This is a genomic window from Alkalibacterium putridalgicola, from assembly GCF_040959045.1.
GTDB lineage: Bacteria > Bacillota > Bacilli > Lactobacillales > Carnobacteriaceae_A > Alkalibacterium > Alkalibacterium putridalgicola.
In genome coordinates this window covers 482,845-501,800 of record NZ_CP162615.1, presented here as the reverse complement: position 1 = coordinate 501,800, position 18,956 = coordinate 482,845, and the positions used below count along the sequence as shown (strand labels likewise).

Genomic DNA, 18,956 nt, shown 5'->3' with positions numbered 1-18,956 from the left:
TTAATGCAGCACTTTATTCTATTGAAGACAAAAAGTTTCCGGCAGAAACTTCAATCGTACGATCTTCTGTATTGACGTTATCCACTTTCAGGAGTGCCGTATAATCTTTGACGGACCTTTCGCCTCTAAAAATGTTTTCCGCGATGACAGTCGCTCCGACTACTTCTGAATTAAACTCTTCGATCAGACTTATCATACCGTTGATCGTCCCGCCACCTTTAAGAAAGTCGTCTACGATGACAACTTTTGATCCCATATCCAGGCTGCGTCTGGACAGCTCCATTTTTTCTACGCGGTCAAATGAAGACCCCGAAACATAATTGATACTTACGGTAGACCCTTCCGTTACTTTCGAATCCCGTCTCACGATCACAAACGGCACATTAAGATAAAATGCAACGGACTGGGCGATAGGTACGCCTTTGGTCGCTACAGTCATCACACTGTTGACTTCCGTATCCATATACTGAGAGGCAATCGCTCGACCGATTCGTCGCAGCCATTTCGGGTCACCCATCATATCTGACAGATAGACATAACCACCAGGCAAAAGGCGTTTGGAATGATTCAGTTCTTCGATCAGATCATTTACGAAGGCTTCGATATCTTTCTTGTTCATTTTCGGGATATACTTCACACCACCGGCAGCCCCGGGAACAGTTTCCAGGAATCCTATGCCTCTTTCAGCAAAAGTATGTTTGACGATCGTCAAGTCTTCACTGATACTGGATTTTGCAGATTCATACTTCTTTGAAAATAATGTCAAAGGAATCAGGGTATGCGGATGCTCCAGCAGATAATGAGTCATGTCGATCAGTCGCTCACTTCGTTTCGTTTTCAATTATAAACACCTCTTTTTTTGTGTAGCTCTTATCACTGTGTTACTTATTCTACCGTTTTTATTCGTTAATTAATAGTCATTCTTCTTATTTCATCTGATATTGTTCGTATTTAGCTGTAAATCTTACTGGATATTCCGAATCCATCTCACTGGTGGTCACACCGCTCGGGCAGGCAATAAATTTTATTGGCATAGCAATAAGCTGATATTCAGTTCATTCACGGAAACGCTTGACTGAGTAATCCTAATGCTGCCTTCATTCGACGCACTCACGGACAAAACTGCTTGAGTAATGCTAATGTTTCCTTCATTCGGCGTACCCACGGACAAAATGGTCTTCAGTACTGCCAATGAGGCGTGCATTCGGCGTACCCACGGACAATACTCCTTGAGCACTGCTAATGTTGCCTTCATTCGGCGTACCCACGGACAATACTCCTTGAGTACTGCTAATGTTGCCTTCATTCGACGCACTCACGGACAAAACTCCTTCAGTACTGCCAATGAGGCGTGCATTCGACGTACTGACGGACACAACTGCTTGAGTACTGCCTTTGTCGCTCTCATTCGACGTACCCACGGACAAAACTGCTTGAGCACTGCTAATGTAGCAATCATTCGACGTACCCACGGTAAAAGTCACTTCAGTAATGCTAATGTTGCCCTCATTCGACGTACCCACAGACAAAAATGCTTGAGTAATGCTAATGACGTTCTCATTCGACGCACTCACGTACAAAACCGCTTGAGTACTGTTAATAGTTGAACTAAAGTAAAAACAGGATAACTAGATCAAATAAGGTCTGGATCAGGCTGCAGCCTGATCCCACCTATCTGAAAGACCTTAGAATGAACAGATGACTGATTTCAGTAATTCATATCAGATAAAAAGTCTGCGCTTTATTCGCGCAGACTTTTCCTTATTTTGTTTCGATTTCAACAAGCAGATCATTGGTTTGTATCGTGTCGCCTTCTTTGACAAAGAGACGCTCGACTTTCCCGGCGATACCGGAACGGATCGTCGTTTCCATTTTCATGGCTTCTGTTATGACGATCGGATCACCTTTATCAACCTTATCACCACGATTGACCAGTACTTGAAGTACAGAACCGGGCATGGTAGCGCCGACGTGACCTTTGTTTGTCGGCTCAGCTTTTTTACGGACCGCTTTCGTATTCGTCACGTTTTTATCTTTGACTTCGATCTGCCTTCCCTGTCCGTTAAGCTCGAAATACAGGACACGGTTTCCTTCCAGATCGGGATCGCCGATTTGATTCAGTTTAATGATCAGTGTTTTCCCTTTTTCCAGGGTCACTACCACCTGTTCACCCATTCGCATGCCGTAGAAGAATGTCGGCGTATCGAATTTGGTGACTTCACCGTACATATTGTAGAAGAATGTATAGTCCAGGAAGACCTGCGGATACATGATATAGCCCATAACTTCTTCTTCCGTCGGTTCACGGTCCAGGTGTTCGCTTAATTCTTTTCTCACTTCATTAAAATCAAGCGGTTCTTTATATTCGCCAGGTCTTTTTTCTAAAGGTTTATCCCCATTCAGAACCAGTTTCTGAAGTTTCTCAGGGAAGCCGCCTTCGGGCTGACCCAGTTCACCTTTGAAGAAACGCACGACTGATGTCGGGAAGTCCAGGTCCTCACCTTTTTCATAGACCTCTTCTTCCGTCAGTTCATTCTGGATCATATAAAGAGCCATATCACCAACGACTTTAGAAGAGGGCGTGACTTTTACGATATCTCCAAACATGCGGTTGACCACAGCATACATTTCTTTGATATCATCCCACTGATCTTCAAGACCAACCCCCTTGGCCTGCTGTTTCAGGTTTGTGTACTGGCCGCCAGGCATCTGGTGCGTGTAGACTTCCGTTGAAGCCGCCGGCATACCTTCTTCAAAATCAGCATAGTACTTACGTATATCTTCCCAGTAGTGATTCAACTGTTCCACATTCTTGATGTTGTATTTGGGCGCATGCGTGGTGCCTTCCAGCGCATAGTATAGACTTCCCATACTTGGCTGACTGGTTTTTCCACTCAAGGCACTTTGAGCCACATCTACGATATCCACACCAGCCCGGATCGCTGCACCGTAAGTGTAAATACCATTCCCACTGGTGTCATGCATATGGAGGTGAATAGGGATAGAAACAGTTTCTTTCAATTCCCCGATCAGGCGGTAAGCGGCATGCGGTTTAAGCAAGCCGGCCATATCTTTGATCGCCAGGATGTGTGCGCCTGTTGCTTCAAGCTCTTTCGCCATGCGTTTGTAGTAGTTCATCGTGTATTTTGTCTGAGACGGGTCAAGAAGATCCCCCGTATAGCAGATCGTTGCTTCGGCTATCTTGTTGTTGTCTCTGACATACTGGATGCTTTTCTCCATTTGCGGGATCCAGTTCAAGCTATCGAAGATACGGAACACATCGATCCCATTTTCTGCAGCCAGTCGGATGAATTCTTCCAGCACGTTGTCCGGATAATTGTCATAACCGACGGCATTGGATCCGCGGAACAGCATCTGAAAGAGTGTATTCGGCATTTTCTCCCGCAGCTTTCTCAAACGTATCCATGGGTCTTCAGTCAGGAAGCGGTAGGCCACATCGAAAGTGGCACCTCCCCACATCTCTACAGAGAATAGTTCAGGGATGGCTTTCTCCGTTTCTTCCGCGATCGCCAGCATGTCATGTGTACGCATACGGGTGGCCAGAAGACTCTGATGTGCATCACGCAGAGTCGTATCTGTCAGAAGGACTGAATCCTGTGCTTTGACCCATTCCGATACTTTTTCCGGTCCTTCTTTATCCAGGATATGTTTGGGATAAACCAGCTCTTTTGAAGGCTGGATGATTTTTTTAGGCATCCTCGGTTCTTTAAATGCGCGTTTCTCTATTTTACCTATGCCTGGGAATCCGTTGACCGTCACGTTGCCGATATATTTCAGGGTCTTGTTGCCACGGTCTCTGATTTTAGGGTATTCAAACAGTTCCGGTGTCTCATCGATGAAACGGGTCGTCACTTTCCCACTTCGGAAAGTCGGATGTTTCAGAACATTGATAAGAAACGGAATATTCGTTACAACACCACGGATGCGGAATTCGATCAGGGCACGGGTCATTTTCTGTACCGCTTGTTTATAATCCAGGCCTTCTGTCGACAGTTTGACAAGGAGCGAGTCAAAGAACGGCGTGACTACAGAACCCTGAAAACCGTTTCCGGCGTCCAGACGTATACCGAATCCCCCCGGCGAGCGGTAGGTATTGATTTTTCCTGTATCCGGCAGGAAACCGTTGGCCGGATCTTCAGTGGTGATGCGGCACTGGATAGCTGCGCCTTTCAGTTTAATGTCTTCCTGTTTAGGTATCCCGATATCTTTATGCAGATCCTGGCCTTGTGCGATCAGGATCTGAGTCTGAACGATATCTATGCCTGTCACCATTTCAGTGATGGTATGCTCGACCTGCACACGGGGATTGACTTCAATAAAGTAGAATGCGTCATTTTCCAGCAGGAATTCTACCGTTCCGGCATTCACATAACCGACATGTTCCATCAGCTTAACAGCTGTCTGACACAGTTCTTCTCTTAATGCGGGATCCAAGTCCACACATGGGGCAACTTCAACGACTTTCTGATGGCGTCTCTGGACCGAACAGTCTCTTTCAAACAAGTGGATAATGTTGCCGTGACTGTCACCAAAGATCTGCACTTCGATGTGTTTCGGATTAGCGATATATTTTTCGATATAGATATCATCCTGACCAAAGGCCGCTTTTGCTTCACTTTTGGCTCTTTCAAATCCTTCAGCTGCTTCGACTTCATTGTTTGCAACACGCATGCCGCGTCCGCCGCCGCCCATTGCCGCTTTCATCATGATCGGGTAACCATATGTTTCTCCAAATGAAAGGACAGCTTTCACGTCATCGACAGGTCCGTCAGTTCCTGGAACAGTCGGGATACCGGCTTCCTTTGCTACAGTTTTCGCTTTGATTTTGTCTCCGAATATGTCTAAATGATGTGTGTCCGGACCGATAAAGGTCAGACCTTCTGCTTCGCATCGCTCAGCAAATTCCAGATTCTCAGAAAGAAAGCCGTAACCCGGATGAATCGCATCCGCTCCTGCCTCCTTGGCCACTTGAATGATGCTTTCACTGTCCAGATATGCTTCGATCGGTTTTTTACCTTTGCCTACGAGATAAGCTTCATCAGCTTTGAAACGGTGTACGCTTGCTTCATCTTCCAGTGCATAGATGCCCACTGTATCGATATTCAGTTCAGCCAGTGCTCTGAAGATGCGGATAGCTATTTCACCTCTATTGGCGACTAATACTTTTTTCATCCAATTTTCACCTCGTCCTTATTTATATGAATATTCTATCATCATTTTCTAAGCTTACACCTTATTTTACCAGAGTTTCAGCCTAAATAAAAAAGAATTTAAAAAGAATGCTTATCCGCACTCTTTTTTCACCCTTTATTTTCTTTCAATTTATACACTGACTCTGTTTCTCCCGTCATTCTTGGACTTGTAGAGAAGCACATCAGCCATTTCGATCATATCTGACAGATGGTTGATCGTTTCCGGATAAACCGTCACGCCTAGTGATACGGTTACTGGGATACTGACTAAATTATGGGTAATGAAATGATGCTGTTCCACTTTCATTCTTATAGACTCAGCTAGTCTAACAGCCTCCGCTTTATCACTCTTTGGTAGAACGACAGCAAATTCTTCTCCACCTTTTCTAAAGGCTATTCCTCTTTTTCCAATGACCTCTTCCAGAATGTGTCCAAGCTCTACCAGTACATAATCGCCAGCAGAATGACCATAGGCATCGTTGGTCTGTTTAAAATGATCGATATCAAGGAGAATGAGGGCACAGGATTCCTGATTTACTTGCGCATCCTGCGAGACTTTTCCCCAGAAATCTTCAAAGCGTCTGACATTGCTCAAACCCGTTAGAAAATCCGTCGAAGATTCGATCTGATACTTATTAAAAAGGTATTCTGAATTCCTGATGTAATTGACAAGATAAACAGCGGACATCCCGGCTAATGTTGAGATCCCCCAGAACAGCAGTATAAGATGCGCCAGATTTATTCCATCAGTCAGGTAAATAAGAAAAACTGTCACAACACTATTGGAATACAGGGTGAAGAACAGCCCTTTTTTCAACATGCTTTCTTCATTTTTTAAAATTTGGTCCAAAACGATATAACCTGCTAAGAGCACCATTGCCATATGGATTGCATAAACAGCCGATCGCCCTGTACCGATCTGAAACCGGCTTAAAGCAATAATGAGACTGCTGATCAGAGCTGGCCGTTTCCCCACAAAGAGTACCAGCAGCATGATCGGCACATACCTGAAATCTAAAATCGTATTTGAAGTGACACGAATAGAAAAAGACATCAGGAGGTAGCCCATCAGCCCACCGCATAGTCCATCAATCGTTAGCGACAGCCCTGGTATGGAAGATTTTTTGTGACTTTTCCACCTGACCTGCATGTAGATAAAAATCAGCGAAATAACGATTGAAAAATTGATAAATAAATCCCGACCCATCTGATACCCCTTCTCATTCATAAAATCCTATTTAAGTGTGTTGTTTGATTGTGTGGAATTTTTTTTTACATTATTAAACATAATAAGAGTGTATCATGTTAGTGGCCTGGAGACAAAATGGCCTTTACTCTGCTTATGTCATTCTGTTCCTTTTTACACGATGTTTTTTCCCTTCTTCCCTATTATGGCCAGTAAAGGTGATCACTCATCAGCTTTCACGCTCATTCGTGTTTTTAGAACAAAAAAGGCCGGGAACCATCCCCAGCCTTTCATCTCAATTATCTGATTCAACAACCCTTTATTTAAATACAGCAAGTAATGAAAAAATACTGATATAAATCAGCGTGATGGTGGCACCCGGCGGGGTTCCCAGATAATAAGACCCTACCAGTCCCATTATCATACCGATCAATGCTACTCCGATACCGATGAAGATGACACCGTTGAAGCTCTTGCTCAACCTTATGGAAATAGCTGCCGGCAGAATAAGTATCGCGGAGACAAGCAGCGCCCCTACGATCGGCATGATCAAAGCGATCGTTACACCCGTAAGGATATTGAACATCACCGACATGAACTGGATCGGAAGGCCGGATGTATAAGCCGTTTCTTCGTCAAAAGTCAGCGTGTACATCGGCTTTCTAAACACACTGTATAATACGATGATAATAAGGGTGAGAATAAGCAGCATCCAGACCTGCTGGACGGATATGGTCACAATGGAACCAAAGAGAAACTGCTGGATACTGACGGTTGCTCCGCTGTCGTTCAGACCCATGAGTACCAGTGCGACAGCCATCCCTCCAGACATCAGGATCGCGATCGATATTTCGGAATACGTCCGGTAAACTTTTCTTAAATATTCCAGGATCCCGGCGACGATCACGACGACCAGGATATTCATCCAGGTAGGGTCATAACCCAGGAGCAGCCCTAAGGCGACCCCTGCCAGCGATACATGGGAAAGAGTATCCGCCATCAGCGACTGACGCCTGAGGATGAGGAACAACCCCAGCATAGGTGCGATCAGTGAAATGAGGATGGATGCTTGGAACGCTCTTTGCATGAATCCATAGAGAAACATCTCCACGGCGATCCCTCCTTCCTGATCAGCTCGATATGTTTGTTGGCATAATGCCGGATCTCTTCATGATCGTGGGTCACCATCAGAATGCCCTTGTCATGATATTCGCTGGCGTGCTGAAGAAGTTTGTAGAATTCTTCTCTGGAGTTGACATCCATACCGGTCGTCGGCTCGTCCAGAATAAACAGATCAGGATCCATGGCAAAGACACGCGCAATGGATATGCGCTGTTTCTGTCCGCCGGAGAGTTCACCGATTTTTTTGTTCCGCATCTCCCACATGCCTACGGATTCCAGTGACTTCCGCACATGTTCTTTATCTTCTTTATCTAGCTTTTTAAACCATTTCCCTCTAGGATAACGGCCGGAATTGACAAGTTCCAATACTGTACTTGGAAAACCGGCATTAAAAGAAGCCACTTGCTGGGGTATATAGCCGACGACCAGCTTTTTACCTTCTGTATTCTTTTGAGATACAGTCACTGATCCTTTTGTCGGCTTCAACAAACCGAGAATGTTGCGCAGCAATGTTGATTTCGCTGCCCCATTCTCACCCGTCAGCATGGCAAAGTCACCGGCATTGACTTCAAAGCAAATATTTTCAAGTACTGGTTCATCTTCATAGTGAAAGGCCAAGTCTTCCACTTTTATATACTGCATACGATTCCCTGCTTTCATTTTTAACTCCCGCTTAAACGATCGGGAATTACTGGATACTCATTTCCAGCGCTTCCAGATTCCTTCTCATCGCTTCGATATAACCCTGACCATCATCTTCTACAGCTGCCGGTAAAAATTCCAGACTATATAATTCAGCGACTTCGGCTCCCGTTTCATTGGCAACTGTTTCTGCGATCGCTGAGTTGGCACCTTCCTGAAAGTAGATCACAGGAATGTCGTACTCTTCAACGAGCTGATTGATTTCAGCGATCCTTGAAGGACTGACCTCGACCTCGGTCGACAATCCCCCAACGGCCATTTGCTCTAAATCATAACGGCGTGCTAAATAACCAAATGCCTCATGCTGGGTGACGAAACGTCGTTGTCCAGCATCACTGAATGCTGCTTCAAATTCGTCATGTAGTTCCTGCAGTTCGCTCTGATAGGCTTCTGCATTGGCTGTATAGTCCTCTGAATGTTCTGAGTCTATTTCAGCAAAGGTATCCTTGACTGTTTCGACCTGTTCCTGAACTAAGACAGGGTCCAGCCAGACATGCGGATCGACCCCATGACTTTGTGCTTCTTCCTCTTCATGCTCATCCTCTTCAGAAGCATCGTCAAGAGTTTCCTGCACGACTTCACCAGCCTGCTCTACTACTATCAGCTCGTCATTATCCAGCGACTCCAGCATGGTCGGCACCCATGTTTCCATTTCGTCACTGCTATAGATGAACACGTCGGCATCATTGATCATCGCCATGTCTCTGGCACTCGGTTCATAGTGATGCACATCGGTTCCGCCGGTGATCATCATTTCGATATCGGCATGATCTCCAGCAACCTGGTCTGTGAATTCATAGACCGGATAAAACGTAGTGACAACAGACAACTTTTCCTCTTCTGGTGAAACGGTATCTGTTTCCTCATTCGTCTCCTGCGACTCAGGTGCGCAAGCGGCAAGTGCCGATAGAGAAATAAGTGAGATAAGTATTTTATTTAAATTTTTCATTCGTAATATCCTCCATAAACACAAATCGTAATCATTACGATTTAAAGAATATCATTTTTCTCTGTCTATTGTCAAGCAAATTTTTTTCCTTATAATGTTCGAACCAGATAAACCTCTTTACAGAAGCCTTTCAATCCATTGACGATTCGCTGAGCCTTTTTCATATTCTGAGTCAGGCCATAAACCGTCGGACCAGTCCCGCTCATCAGTGCTGTGTCTGCACCAAATTTCAGCATCTTATCTTTGACTTCGATGATCAATGGGTTCTGTTTCACGGCCTGAACTTCCAGGGCATTCCCGGCATAACGAACAGCATCCTTAAAGGAATGGTTTTCTATTGCTTCACGCATCGCCTGGATCTCATATGATAAAAGCTGACTGATATCCAGATCTTTAAAAACTGTCCAGCTGGAGATCCCTTTTGGTGGTTTGACAAGGATCACCCATGCTTTAGGAAACGGTTGGATAGGTTCGACGATTTCCCCTCTACCGGACACGAAAGCTGTCTGATTATAGACACAGAACGGCACATCCGAACCGATCTGTTCTCCCAGCCGAGCGAGTTCATCAAGAGAAAGTTCCAGATTCCATAAACGGTTCAGTCCTCTCAGCGTCGCCGCCGCATCGCTGCTTCCCCCACCCAGTCCAGCTGCGATGGGTATGTTTTTTTCTATATAGATATCCGCTCCCTGAGTTACTTGATACGTATCTTTAAGCAGCTGTGCTGTTTTGTAAACGATGTTCCGTTCATCTAAAGGCATGAACGAGCTGTTCGAGTCCAAGGAAATCTCCCTGTCAAGCAAACTGAACGTCAGCCGGTCCGCCAGATCGATAGGTGTCATCAGCATTTCCATTTCATGAAAGCCGTCCTCTCTTTTTCTGAGTACATTCAGGCAGAGATTGATTTTAGCCGGTGCTTTTTCGTATAGAGACAAGAACGTTCCTCCTCTCATTTTTTGATTATCTATTTCCTATTGTAAATGAGTTTATCCTTTAATGAAAAAGAAAGGACCGTTCCACAGGATGAAAATATTTTCGAGCATAAAAAAAGTAGCATAATTTAAAATAAATTACACTACCGGATCTGTAAATTCTGTTTAGTTCAGTACAAGTTCGACTTCTTCAGAGAACTCGACCTCCACAGCATGTGTCAATACATCTGTATAGTTATAAGAAACTCGTTCCACTGCATTTTCTTCCTGATCAAGTTCTACGACGAAAACTGAAGGATACGTTTCTGTTAAAATACCTTTGCGTTCTGTCGTCTTTTTTCTTCCAGCCTGGGCAATCAATTTGATTTCTCTTCCTATTTGACTGTCCAAGGTTTTCTTAATGCTCGCTAAAGTAGTTGGCATATTTCGACTCACCTCACAAAGTAGTATATTCATTATACCACTAAAAACCGAAAATTAAAAGCTTTCAGGCGGATAAAGATAGGATTTTCTGTGAAGATTAAAATATAATGAGGCGGTTATCCCTTTTAAATCAAATATAAACCCAGCTATCATGAAGCCTTTTTAATAAACGACATTATCAACAGCGTTTAACGTTCGTGTTTTACGCATCTGATTTGTTATCAGCCTCACACCGGATCTAAACAGCCGTATCTTCTCTGGACAAGCCGGCTTTACTGAATGCATTGGACATGCGTCCGAATTCTTCGATAGACAGAGTTTCTCCCCGTCTTTTCGGATCGATACCGGCAGAAGCCAATGCCTCAGACATTGTTTCTTTAACCGTCTGGTCTTTGCCGAAAGCTACCTGCAGGTTGTTCCATAAAGTCTTTCTGCGCTGGACGAAAGCCGCGCGGGTAAGGGTGAAAAACAGTTCCTCGTCTTTGACGTCTATGCCTTCCGTTTCTTTTCTGCTCAGTCTGATGATAGCTGAATCCACATTCGGCTGCGGCATAAAGACCGTCTTGGGCACCGTAAAGGCTACTTCTGCATCCATATAATACTGTACGGCGATGGATAAAGACCCGTAGGCTTTTGTGCTTGGCTGAGCGGACAAACGACTGGCGACTTCTTTCTGCATCATCAGCACCATGCGGTCGATAGGCAGCTGTGATTCCAGGAACCTCAAGATGATGGGGGTGGTGATGTAGTAAGGCAGATTGGCCACCACCACGATCTCTTCTGCATCCTTTAGATGTGACGCATAAAAAGCCTCCAGGTCCACATTCAAGATGTCTTCGTGAATGATCTCGATGTTGTCATAAGGAGATAAGGTATCCGCAAGAACGGGCAGCAGACGGTCGTCGATCTCAAAGGCGATCACTTTTCCCGCCTGTTTGGCCAGCTGCTCCGTCAAGGCGCCGATCCCGGGACCGACTTCGATCACAGTTGTGCGTTCGGAAACTTCTCCCGCCTCCACGATATTTCTCAAAATATTGGTGTCGATGATAAAATTCTGTCCCAGACTTTTCTTTGCGGAAAGTCCGTATGTCTGCAGTATTTCTTTGGTGCGATTGGGTGTTGCGATATCTTTATGCGTCATTGTCTGCTTGTTCCTTTCGTATCTTCGCTAATGCCTCTTTTACATCGTCCTCTGAAAAGCCGAACATGGTCAGACGTTTCTTCAGCTGTTTTCCGTTTGTATAGCCGATGCGCAGTTCTTCACCGAGCGCTTCCCGCAATGCCCGCGCTTTATCCGAGCCGATCAGTCCCTCTCTGATCAGGAAAGACTGACTCACAGTCTCTTTTGCATCGATACGTTCTTCAACGACCTGATCCAAGGCTTCGCGGATGTCCTCCACCGATGCATGTTCGATGCCAAGACTTGCTTTCACCGACTTCCTGTGACGGCCCTGGTCCTTTGTAATAAAGGCATGCTTCACGCCGGGGACGTGCATCGAAATGATTTTACGGATCTTCTCGCCCGGCCCGTCCGGATCAGTGAAGACGATGACACCCCGGGTTTCCTGGGCTAAAGCGATCTGTTCAATGATTTCCTGACTGATCGCAGATCCCCGTGTTTCGATCGTGTCAGCGTCGACCGCTAGAGCCAGACGCTTCGTGTCGTCTTTCCCTTCCACCACGATAATTTCTTTGATCTTTTCCATTACTATCTCACCTTATTCTTCCAGTCTGAATAGACGCATAGCATTTTGGGTCGTCTGCTGAGCTACTGCCTCAAATTTCAGCCCGCGCTGTCTGGCGATCTCTTCGGCTACGTACTTGACATAGGCCGGCTCATTCCGCTTGCCCCGATTAGGCATCGGAGCCAGATAAGGGGCATCGGTTTCCACGAGCAGCTTTTCAAAGGGAACAGCCTTCGCCACTTCTTTCACTTCGGGCGCATTTTTAAACGTAACGACCCCGCTGAGTGAAATGTGCATGCCGATATCCAGGAATTTTTCCATCCAGTAGGTATCCAGATTGAAGCTGTGCATGATTCCGCCAGTATCTCCGGCATGTTCTTCTTTGAGTATTTTATAGGTATCTTCTGTCGCATCCCGGTTATGGATAGAAACCGGCAGGCTCAATTCTTTCGCCACTCGGATCTGACGTCTGAAGGCATCATGCTGGACAGGCTTTGGGGCTGTGTCCCAGTAATAATCCAGACCCATTTCACCCATGGCAACGATTTTATCCCCTGTCAGCTGTTCCATCAGCTGATTCTCGACCGCGTCTGTATAGGTCGCCGCTTCAGTCGGGTGCCAGCCGATGATGGAATAGACGCCCTCGTAAGTTCGGCTCAATTCCAGGGATTTTCTGATCGTTTCTGTATCAAAGCCGACCACCGCCATGCGGGTCACCTGATTCTCCCTGGCCCGTTCGATGGCTTCTTTTTCTTCACCTTTAAACCGGTCGACATTTATATGTGTGTGTGTATCAAAAAGCATGATTTCTCTCCTTTGTTTGTCTCACTCGTCTCCTTCAGAATACACTATAAACAGAAAAATTCCAACAAAGTCAAAAGACGCATCTTCTCTCTTTGCTGGAATTCCTGATTACGTTATAGTTGCGTTAAGCCACGATGGACCCATTCGGCATATGAGCCGGCGCTTCGATCACAGTTAAATTACCCTCTGTATCTTCAGCAGACAGGATCATGCCCTGGCTGATCTCGCCGCGCATTTTTCTCGGTTTCAAGTTGGCTACGATGACGACTTTCTTCCCGACCAGTTCCTGTGGATCAGGATAAAAGGCTGCGATCCCTGACAAGATCTGGCGGTGGCCGCCTTCATCTCCGGCATCCAGTCTGAATTTCAGCAGTTTATCTGCCTTTTCAACTTTATCAGCCGCAACGATTTCCGCTACTTTCAGCTCCATGCGGTCAAAGACGTCGTACTTGATTTCTTTGTCTTTCACCGATGTCAATGTCGTTTCTTCGGGATCGAATGCTTCCATATCTTCTGACTCTCCTTCATCTGTAGAGGTCGGGCTCATCCAGCTTTGGATGACTCCCGCTTCTTCTTCCACATCTAAACGCGGGAAGATCGGTGTGCCTTTTTTAACGACCGTATTTGCTTCTTCATGTTTCATAAATGACACATTATCAAAAGCGACATCCGCTTCTGAGAACCCGAGCTGTTCGGCCACGGCTTTCGACGTATGCAGCAGGATAGGCTGAAGCAGCACGGCCGTGATACGCAGGCTTTCAGACAGGTGGGCCATGACACTGGCTAATTCCTCCCGCTTCGTTTCATCTTTGGCCAGTACCCATGGCTCTGTTTCATCAATGTACTTATTGGAACGTGAAATGAGCTTCCAGACCGACTGCAAAGCAGAACTGAACTGCATCTCTGACATGTTGACTTCGTATTCATCAACTGTTTCCAGAGCCTGCAGACGTAGAGCCTCATCAAAAGACGTGACATCTCCTTCATAAGCCGGGATCACGCCGTCAAAGTATTTATTGATCATGGCAACTGTACGATTGACCAGATTCCCCAGATCATTGGCTAAATCATAGTTGATCCGTGAGATGAAATCTTCCGGAGTGAACACGCCGTCACTGCCGAAGGTCACTTCGCGCATCAGGTAATAGCGGACCGCATCCACGCCGTAGCGTTCCACAAGTTTTTCAGGATAGACGACATTGCCTTTGGACTTGGACATTTTACCGTCTTTCATCAAGAGCCACCCGTGTCCGAAGACTTGTTTAGGCAAAGGCAGATCGAGTGCCATCAAGAGGATCGGCCAGTAGATCGTATGGAAACGGACGATCTCTTTACCGACCATGTGCACGTCAGCCGGCCAGTATTTTCTGAACGTTTCCGGCTGCTCGTCAAAGCCGCCCAGATCCGGATCATAACCTAGTGCTGTGATATAGTTCGTCAGGGCATCGATCCAGACATAAACGACGTGTCTTGGATTGGAAGGCACTTCAACGCCCCAGTCAAAGGTCGTACGTGACACAGCCAGATCTTCAAGACCCGGTTTAATGAAGTTATTGATCATTTCCTTTTTGCGAGATTCAGGCTGGATGAACTGAGGATGCGCGTCATAATATTCCAGCAGACGGTCGGCATACTTGCTCATTTTGAAGAAGTAAGACTCTTCTTTCACCCATTCGACTTTGTGCCCGCTTGGAGCTACTCCGCCGGTCACATTGCCGTCTTTGTCTTTAAAGACTTCAGCCAGCTGTGTTTCCGTGAAAAACTCTTCATCTGAGACTGAATACCAGCCGGCATAATCGCCTAGATAGATATCGCCCTGGGCCAGGAGTTTTTCAAAGATCTTAGCGACCACTTCTTTATGCTTGGGACGAGTGGTACGGATGAAATCATCATTCGAAATTTCCAGAGTCTGCCATAGAGACTGGATGCTTTCTGCCATCGCATCGACATATTCCTGAGGCGTCTGGTTCAGTTCTTTTGCCTTTGTTTCGATTTTCTGACCGTGCTCATCTGTCCCTGTGAGATAAAAGGTATCGAAGCCTTTCAAACGTTTGTAGCGAGCCAAAACATCGCAGGCAATGGTAGTATAGGCATTACCGATGTGCAGCTGGCCGCTCGGGTAGTAGATGGGAGTTGTAATATAAAATGACTTTCTTTCAGACAACTTAATGTCCTCCTTTGATTTACTTTAGTTTGAACTTTTATTCGCTGTGCATTAAACATTTCTTAACTAGTATAGCACAGGAAACACTGCTGAAAAAGAACGGAATAAAGGGGTCTCAGATCAGCCCGAAATGCTTCAGCGCTTTTTCGATCCCGTCTTTATCCACATCGTCCGTCACATAATCGGCGATCTCTTTGACGTTGTCCCAGCTGTTCCCCATGGCGATACTGGTTTCTACATATCCCAGCATTTCCAGATCATTGGGGCTGTCTCCGATGGCGTAAGTATCTTTCAGGTCCACGCCGACATGATTCAGATAATGTTCGATCCCCGTCGCTTTGGAGATCCCTTTACTGATGACATCCACGGTATAATGATTGGACCTGGCAAAATTCAGCATACCGAAGGCTTCTCTGTACTGTTCTTCTTCCTCCTGCGAGGTTTCAATAATGACCTGATAGATGGGTTTTCCTTCATAATCTTCCGGTTTGGGCGGCTTTTTGATCAGACGGCTGAAGAACGACAGCTGAATGGAGCCGGGGACCAGTTTCACAAGCCCCTTGAGCAGCGTCAGGACTGAACTCCTTTTAGCCAGCGAGACGATGGAATTACTGAAAATATCTTTAGCTCCGCACAAAATGATGCCGTCATTCTTATCCACTGCCCGGTCGATGAGCTGATCGACCGTTTCTTGTTCGATCGGGTTATGATAGACGACTTCGCCTTCGTGGACCACGAGTTGACCATTCATGGCGATATAGCTGTCGATACCGAGTTCACGGCGGACTTCTTCGATGAGAAGGGGGGCACGACCTGTCGAAATGACAGGCATTACGTTATTTTCTTTTAATTTCTGGATGGCACGTTTGGTCGACTGTGGTATATTGTTATACTTGGTCACCAGCGTTCCATCTATATCAAGAAAAACTATTTTTGTCATATGCTAGGCTCACTTCCTTTAAAACTTCAATTCCATTGTATCATGTCTAATCATGCGGACCTATAAGAATACAGAAAAAGAAGGCAGATACTGAGAAGTCCTTCGACTGTCGTTCTGCCTTCTTCTCTATTCTATTGTTTAGTTGTGATGCTAATCGACTTCGTCGGGATTGGCCCAGACGATTTCACTGATGGCATCGATGATGTCCTCACCCAAGTCCAAGGCAAGCAGTGCACTGATGACTCGCGCGCTTGATTTGCCTCTAATGATCGTATTGTAGATTTTTTCTTTCTGACTCGCCGGAAGCTGTGCGCGATCAAGGAATCGGAACAGCTCACCATGCATATCATTCTGTTTCAGCTTCACTTCTTTTAAATGAACGGTATAAGTGGAATCTATCGGCTGTTTAGGTATGACGACGTTCGTCACTTTACCTTTGCGGAACACTTCAACATCGACCTGTTCATCATTCACATAGACTTCCGGCATCTTCTGACACGCAAAACCGATCAATGATAAAGTGAACTGACGCTCAGCCGGCAGGATATCCTGATTGCCTTCAGGCGCATTGATCTGGAATATCGACCATTCGCCCTCTTCCTCTTTCCAGATCAGAGACATTTTCGTGGTCACTTCCTCCAGACCTTTCCCTAATCCGTCATCTTCATATAAAGAGAAGCTGCCATTGTCCCCGGCATACACTTTCACTTCCATATGTTCGGGGTTATTTGTGTGATTACTGTAGCTCTGGTCAAGTGGAACGATCCCTCCGGCTTTCACAAAGACCGGATAAGCAGACAGTGAACGGTACATGTCTATCATACGATCGCCTTCATACGCCCGGTTGATGAAGAAATCATACCAACGTCCTTCTGGAAGCCACACTTTCACTTTACCTAAGCGCAAGTCGTCCCTTAAAGGCTGCGTTACAGGCGCAACGATCATCTGGGTCCCGAAATAATACTGATTCGGCACTTCATACGCTTCTTCCTTCCATGGGTAATGGTAATACATCGGTCGTATCAACGGAAAATCATCGAAGTGATTGATCACATTCATCGTATACAGATAAGGGACCAGGCGATGTCTCAGCTGCAGGAATTCCGTCACGATTTTTTCTGCATTGTTACCGTAGCGCCAAGGTTCTTTTCCGCTGAACTCGCCGTCTTGACTGTGCAGCCGGTTGATCGGAGAAAAGACGCCGAACTGGACCCAGCGGACAAAGAGCTCATTGTCTTTCTTTCCACCGTAATGTCCGCCGATATCATGACTCCACCAGCCATAGCCGACATTGGATGCCGTCGCTGTGAAATAAGGCTGGAAATTAAGTGAATCCCATGTCGCAGCCGTATCTCCGGAAAAGCCGATCGGATAGCGGTGTGAACCTAAGCCGGCATATCTTGAGAACACGAGCGGACGGCTCTCGCCTCTGCCGTTATCAAGGAAGTGGTAGTGATTGAGCATCCATAGTGGATCCAGTCCTTCCACTTTTGTGACACTCCCCTGCTGCCAGTCGATCCACCAAAAGTCGACCCCGATCTCTTCATGCGGGTGATGCAGATATTTAAAATAGGCATCTAAAAATTCATGATTGGCGATATCAAAATTGATGGGTTTTTTCTCTTCGATATCAACGCCCAATTCCTTAGCCATCGGTTCATACATCTCTTCATAAGGCTGTACCCCGTTCGCCGGGTGAAGGTTCAGCGTCGTACGCAGCCCATGGTCGTCAAGCCAATCAAGGAATGCCCTGGGATCAGGGAACAGATCCGTGTCCCAGGTGTACCCTGTCCAGCCGGAGCCGTATTCAGGCGGAACGTCTGTGAGATGCCAGTCCATATCGATAACGGCGACTGAAAAAGGAATATCCCTTGTTTCAAATTCTTTGATCAGACGCTTGTATCCTTCTTGAGAATACGGATAATAACGGCTCCACCAGTTCCCTAAAGCGTATCTAGGCAACATAGGCGTTTTGCCTGTCAGATGATGGTAGTCTTTCAGGGTTCCCAGATAATCCCGGCCATAACCGAAGAAGTACATATCGGTGATCCCTTTGGGTCTTTTTTCCACCCAGCCGTCATCTGTCAGCCGCATGGATTTACTGTCGTCAAAGACCGAGTACCCGTTCTTGTTCATAAGCCCTTCTTCAAGTTCAATAGCTCCATCCGCAAAGTCGAGCGTCCGAGCCGTGCCTTTCAGTGTGTCCGGACGGTCACCGAAATACCAAGTACTGTGGTAAAGACTATAGTTCCCGATGGCTTCTATTCTAAGATTGTTTTTAGTAAAGCCGCCTTCTTCCTTATGAAAGATGAGGTGAGCTTTGGCGGTGATGATCTCGATATATTCATCATTTTCTTTTTTATTAAATTCTGGTGTATGGAAATTACGATTTAAAACCGTTTGAGTCGCACGGTCTTCAAATTCACCATGCTTATCATACTCTATACGAAAAAGCGCAGAGGTTAAGACTGTAAACCGGTAATTCTTCCAGATAACCTGAGATTCAACTGGAGCTTCTGGCTCCCTATCTAAATTAAACACTTCTTTTCTTCTCTTAACCAAGTGTCTTCATCCTTTCTCATTCACTCTTACTTATATTTTAGCATACACCAAATATATCTCCACTTAAAAACAATTCAAAAGGTTAATAAACTAACGGAAACGTTTTGGGCTCCTCGTCCACTTGCCAGGTGGTTATAGACGGTTGACTTATACCCTCTAATCCCTTATACTAACTGAGATAAATACTTTCAGCGATGAACAGGCGCAGTAGTTTTTCTGGTTTTTGTAAGAGAGCGGATGGCTGGTGAAAATCCGTATGATCAGATAAAACGAA

15 protein-coding genes and 1 other annotated feature (1 of these 16 running past the window's edge) are annotated in these 18,956 nt (G+C 45.8%); all 15 genes read right to left on the bottom strand.

The window, feature by feature from the left end; genetic code table 11:
- Nucleotides 1-13: 13 nt before the first annotated feature.
- The 15 genes from purR to AB4027_RS02530 all read right to left on the bottom strand — a co-directional run bounded on the left by purR (nt 14) and on the right by AB4027_RS02530 (nt 18,682).
- Nucleotides 14-841: a pur operon repressor gene (purR, locus tag AB4027_RS02600; RefSeq protein WP_368645865.1), complete on the bottom strand. Its 828-nt coding sequence runs from the start codon at nt 839-841 to the stop codon at nt 14-16.
- A 307-nt stretch (nt 842-1,148) separates the two neighbouring features.
- Nucleotides 1,149-1,574, bottom strand: coding sequence for a hypothetical protein (locus tag AB4027_RS02595; RefSeq protein WP_368645864.1), 426 nt, complete (start codon nt 1,572-1,574; stop codon nt 1,149-1,151).
- A 187-nt stretch (nt 1,575-1,761) separates the two neighbouring features.
- Nucleotides 1,762-5,193 carry a pyruvate carboxylase gene (locus tag AB4027_RS02590; protein WP_368645863.1) on the bottom strand — a complete coding sequence of 1,144 codons (3,432 nt, stop codon included), beginning with the start codon at nt 5,191-5,193 and terminating at the stop codon, nt 1,762-1,764.
- A 150-nt stretch (nt 5,194-5,343) separates the two neighbouring features.
- Nucleotides 5,344-6,420: a diguanylate cyclase gene (locus tag AB4027_RS02585; protein ID WP_368645862.1), complete on the bottom strand. Its 1,077-nt coding sequence runs from the start codon at nt 6,418-6,420 to the stop codon at nt 5,344-5,346.
- 298 nt (nt 6,421-6,718) lie between these two features.
- Nucleotides 6,719-7,510 (bottom strand): metal ABC transporter permease, encoded by a 792-nt coding sequence (locus AB4027_RS02580; protein ID WP_368645861.1) that lies wholly within the window; start codon nt 7,508-7,510, stop codon nt 6,719-6,721.
- On the bottom strand, nt 7,447-8,163 hold the full coding sequence (locus tag AB4027_RS02575; RefSeq protein WP_368646394.1) for a metal ABC transporter ATP-binding protein: 717 nt from the start codon (nt 8,161-8,163) through the stop codon (nt 7,447-7,449). Before AB4027_RS02575 ends, AB4027_RS02580 begins: the two co-directional genes overlap by 64 nt.
- Nucleotides 8,164-8,209: 46 nt before the next feature.
- Nucleotides 8,210-9,172 (bottom strand): metal ABC transporter solute-binding protein, Zn/Mn family, encoded by a 963-nt coding sequence (locus AB4027_RS02570; protein WP_368645860.1) that lies wholly within the window; start codon nt 9,170-9,172, stop codon nt 8,210-8,212.
- 89 nt (nt 9,173-9,261) lie between these two features.
- Nucleotides 9,262-10,107, bottom strand: coding sequence for a 4-(cytidine 5'-diphospho)-2-C-methyl-D-erythritol kinase (gene ispE, locus AB4027_RS02565; RefSeq protein ID WP_368645859.1), 846 nt, complete (start codon nt 10,105-10,107; stop codon nt 9,262-9,264).
- 162 nt (nt 10,108-10,269) lie between these two features.
- On the bottom strand, nt 10,270-10,527 hold the full coding sequence (locus tag AB4027_RS02560; RefSeq protein ID WP_091488185.1) for a Veg family protein: 258 nt from the start codon (nt 10,525-10,527) through the stop codon (nt 10,270-10,272).
- A 238-nt stretch (nt 10,528-10,765) separates the two neighbouring features.
- The gene (gene rsmA / locus AB4027_RS02555; protein ID WP_368645858.1) at nt 10,766-11,668 is read right to left on the bottom strand and encodes a 16S rRNA (adenine(1518)-N(6)/adenine(1519)-N(6))-dimethyltransferase RsmA; all 903 of its coding nucleotides are present in this window, start codon (nt 11,666-11,668) and stop codon (nt 10,766-10,768) included.
- Entirely contained in the window at nt 11,658-12,233 is a 576-nt protein-coding gene (rnmV, locus tag AB4027_RS02550) for a ribonuclease M5 (protein WP_368645857.1), read from the bottom strand. The genes rsmA and rnmV overlap by 11 nt, the downstream gene beginning before the upstream one ends.
- Nucleotides 12,234-12,245: 12 nt before the next feature.
- Nucleotides 12,246-13,016: a TatD family hydrolase gene (locus AB4027_RS02545; protein ID WP_368645856.1), complete on the bottom strand. Its 771-nt coding sequence runs from the start codon at nt 13,014-13,016 to the stop codon at nt 12,246-12,248.
- A 124-nt stretch (nt 13,017-13,140) separates the two neighbouring features.
- A complete protein-coding gene (gene metG, locus AB4027_RS02540) occupies nt 13,141-15,180 on the bottom strand; it encodes a methionine--tRNA ligase (RefSeq protein WP_368645855.1) in 2,040 nt (679 codons plus the stop codon).
- Nucleotides 15,181-15,295: 115 nt separating this feature from the next.
- Nucleotides 15,296-16,120, bottom strand: coding sequence for a Cof-type HAD-IIB family hydrolase (locus AB4027_RS02535; protein ID WP_368645854.1), 825 nt, complete (start codon nt 16,118-16,120; stop codon nt 15,296-15,298).
- Between the two features lie 150 nt (nt 16,121-16,270).
- Nucleotides 16,271-18,682, bottom strand: coding sequence for a TIM-barrel domain-containing protein (locus tag AB4027_RS02530; RefSeq protein ID WP_368645853.1), 2,412 nt, complete (start codon nt 18,680-18,682; stop codon nt 16,271-16,273).
- A gap of 185 nt (nt 18,683-18,867) precedes the next feature.
- Nucleotides 18,868-18,956 (top strand) — a binding site (T-box leader); it runs 113 nt beyond the window's last position.

Coding starts and splice junctions, on each gene's coding strand:
- AB4027_RS02560 (WP_091488185.1), bottom strand. CDS start 10,527: ATGCCAACTACTTTAGCGAGCATTAAGAAAACCTTGGACAGTCAAATA.
- rsmA (WP_368645858.1), bottom strand. CDS start 11,668: ATGACGCATAAAGATATCGCAACACCCAATCGCACCAAAGAAATACTG.
- AB4027_RS02575 (WP_368646394.1), bottom strand. CDS start 8,163: ATGCAGTATATAAAAGTGGAAGACTTGGCCTTTCACTATGAAGATGAA.
- AB4027_RS02545 (WP_368645856.1), bottom strand. CDS start 13,016: ATGCTTTTTGATACACACACACATATAAATGTCGACCGGTTTAAAGGT.
- AB4027_RS02535 (WP_368645854.1), bottom strand. CDS start 16,120: ATGACAAAAATAGTTTTTCTTGATATAGATGGAACGCTGGTGACCAAG.
- AB4027_RS02570 (WP_368645860.1), bottom strand. CDS start 9,172: ATGAAAAATTTAAATAAAATACTTATCTCACTTATTTCTCTATCGGCA.
- AB4027_RS02590 (WP_368645863.1), bottom strand. CDS start 5,193: ATGAAAAAAGTATTAGTCGCCAATAGAGGTGAAATAGCTATCCGCATC.
- AB4027_RS02585 (WP_368645862.1), bottom strand. CDS start 6,420: ATGGGTCGGGATTTATTTATCAATTTTTCAATCGTTATTTCGCTGATT.
- rnmV (WP_368645857.1), bottom strand. CDS start 12,233: ATGGAAAAGATCAAAGAAATTATCGTGGTGGAAGGGAAAGACGACACG.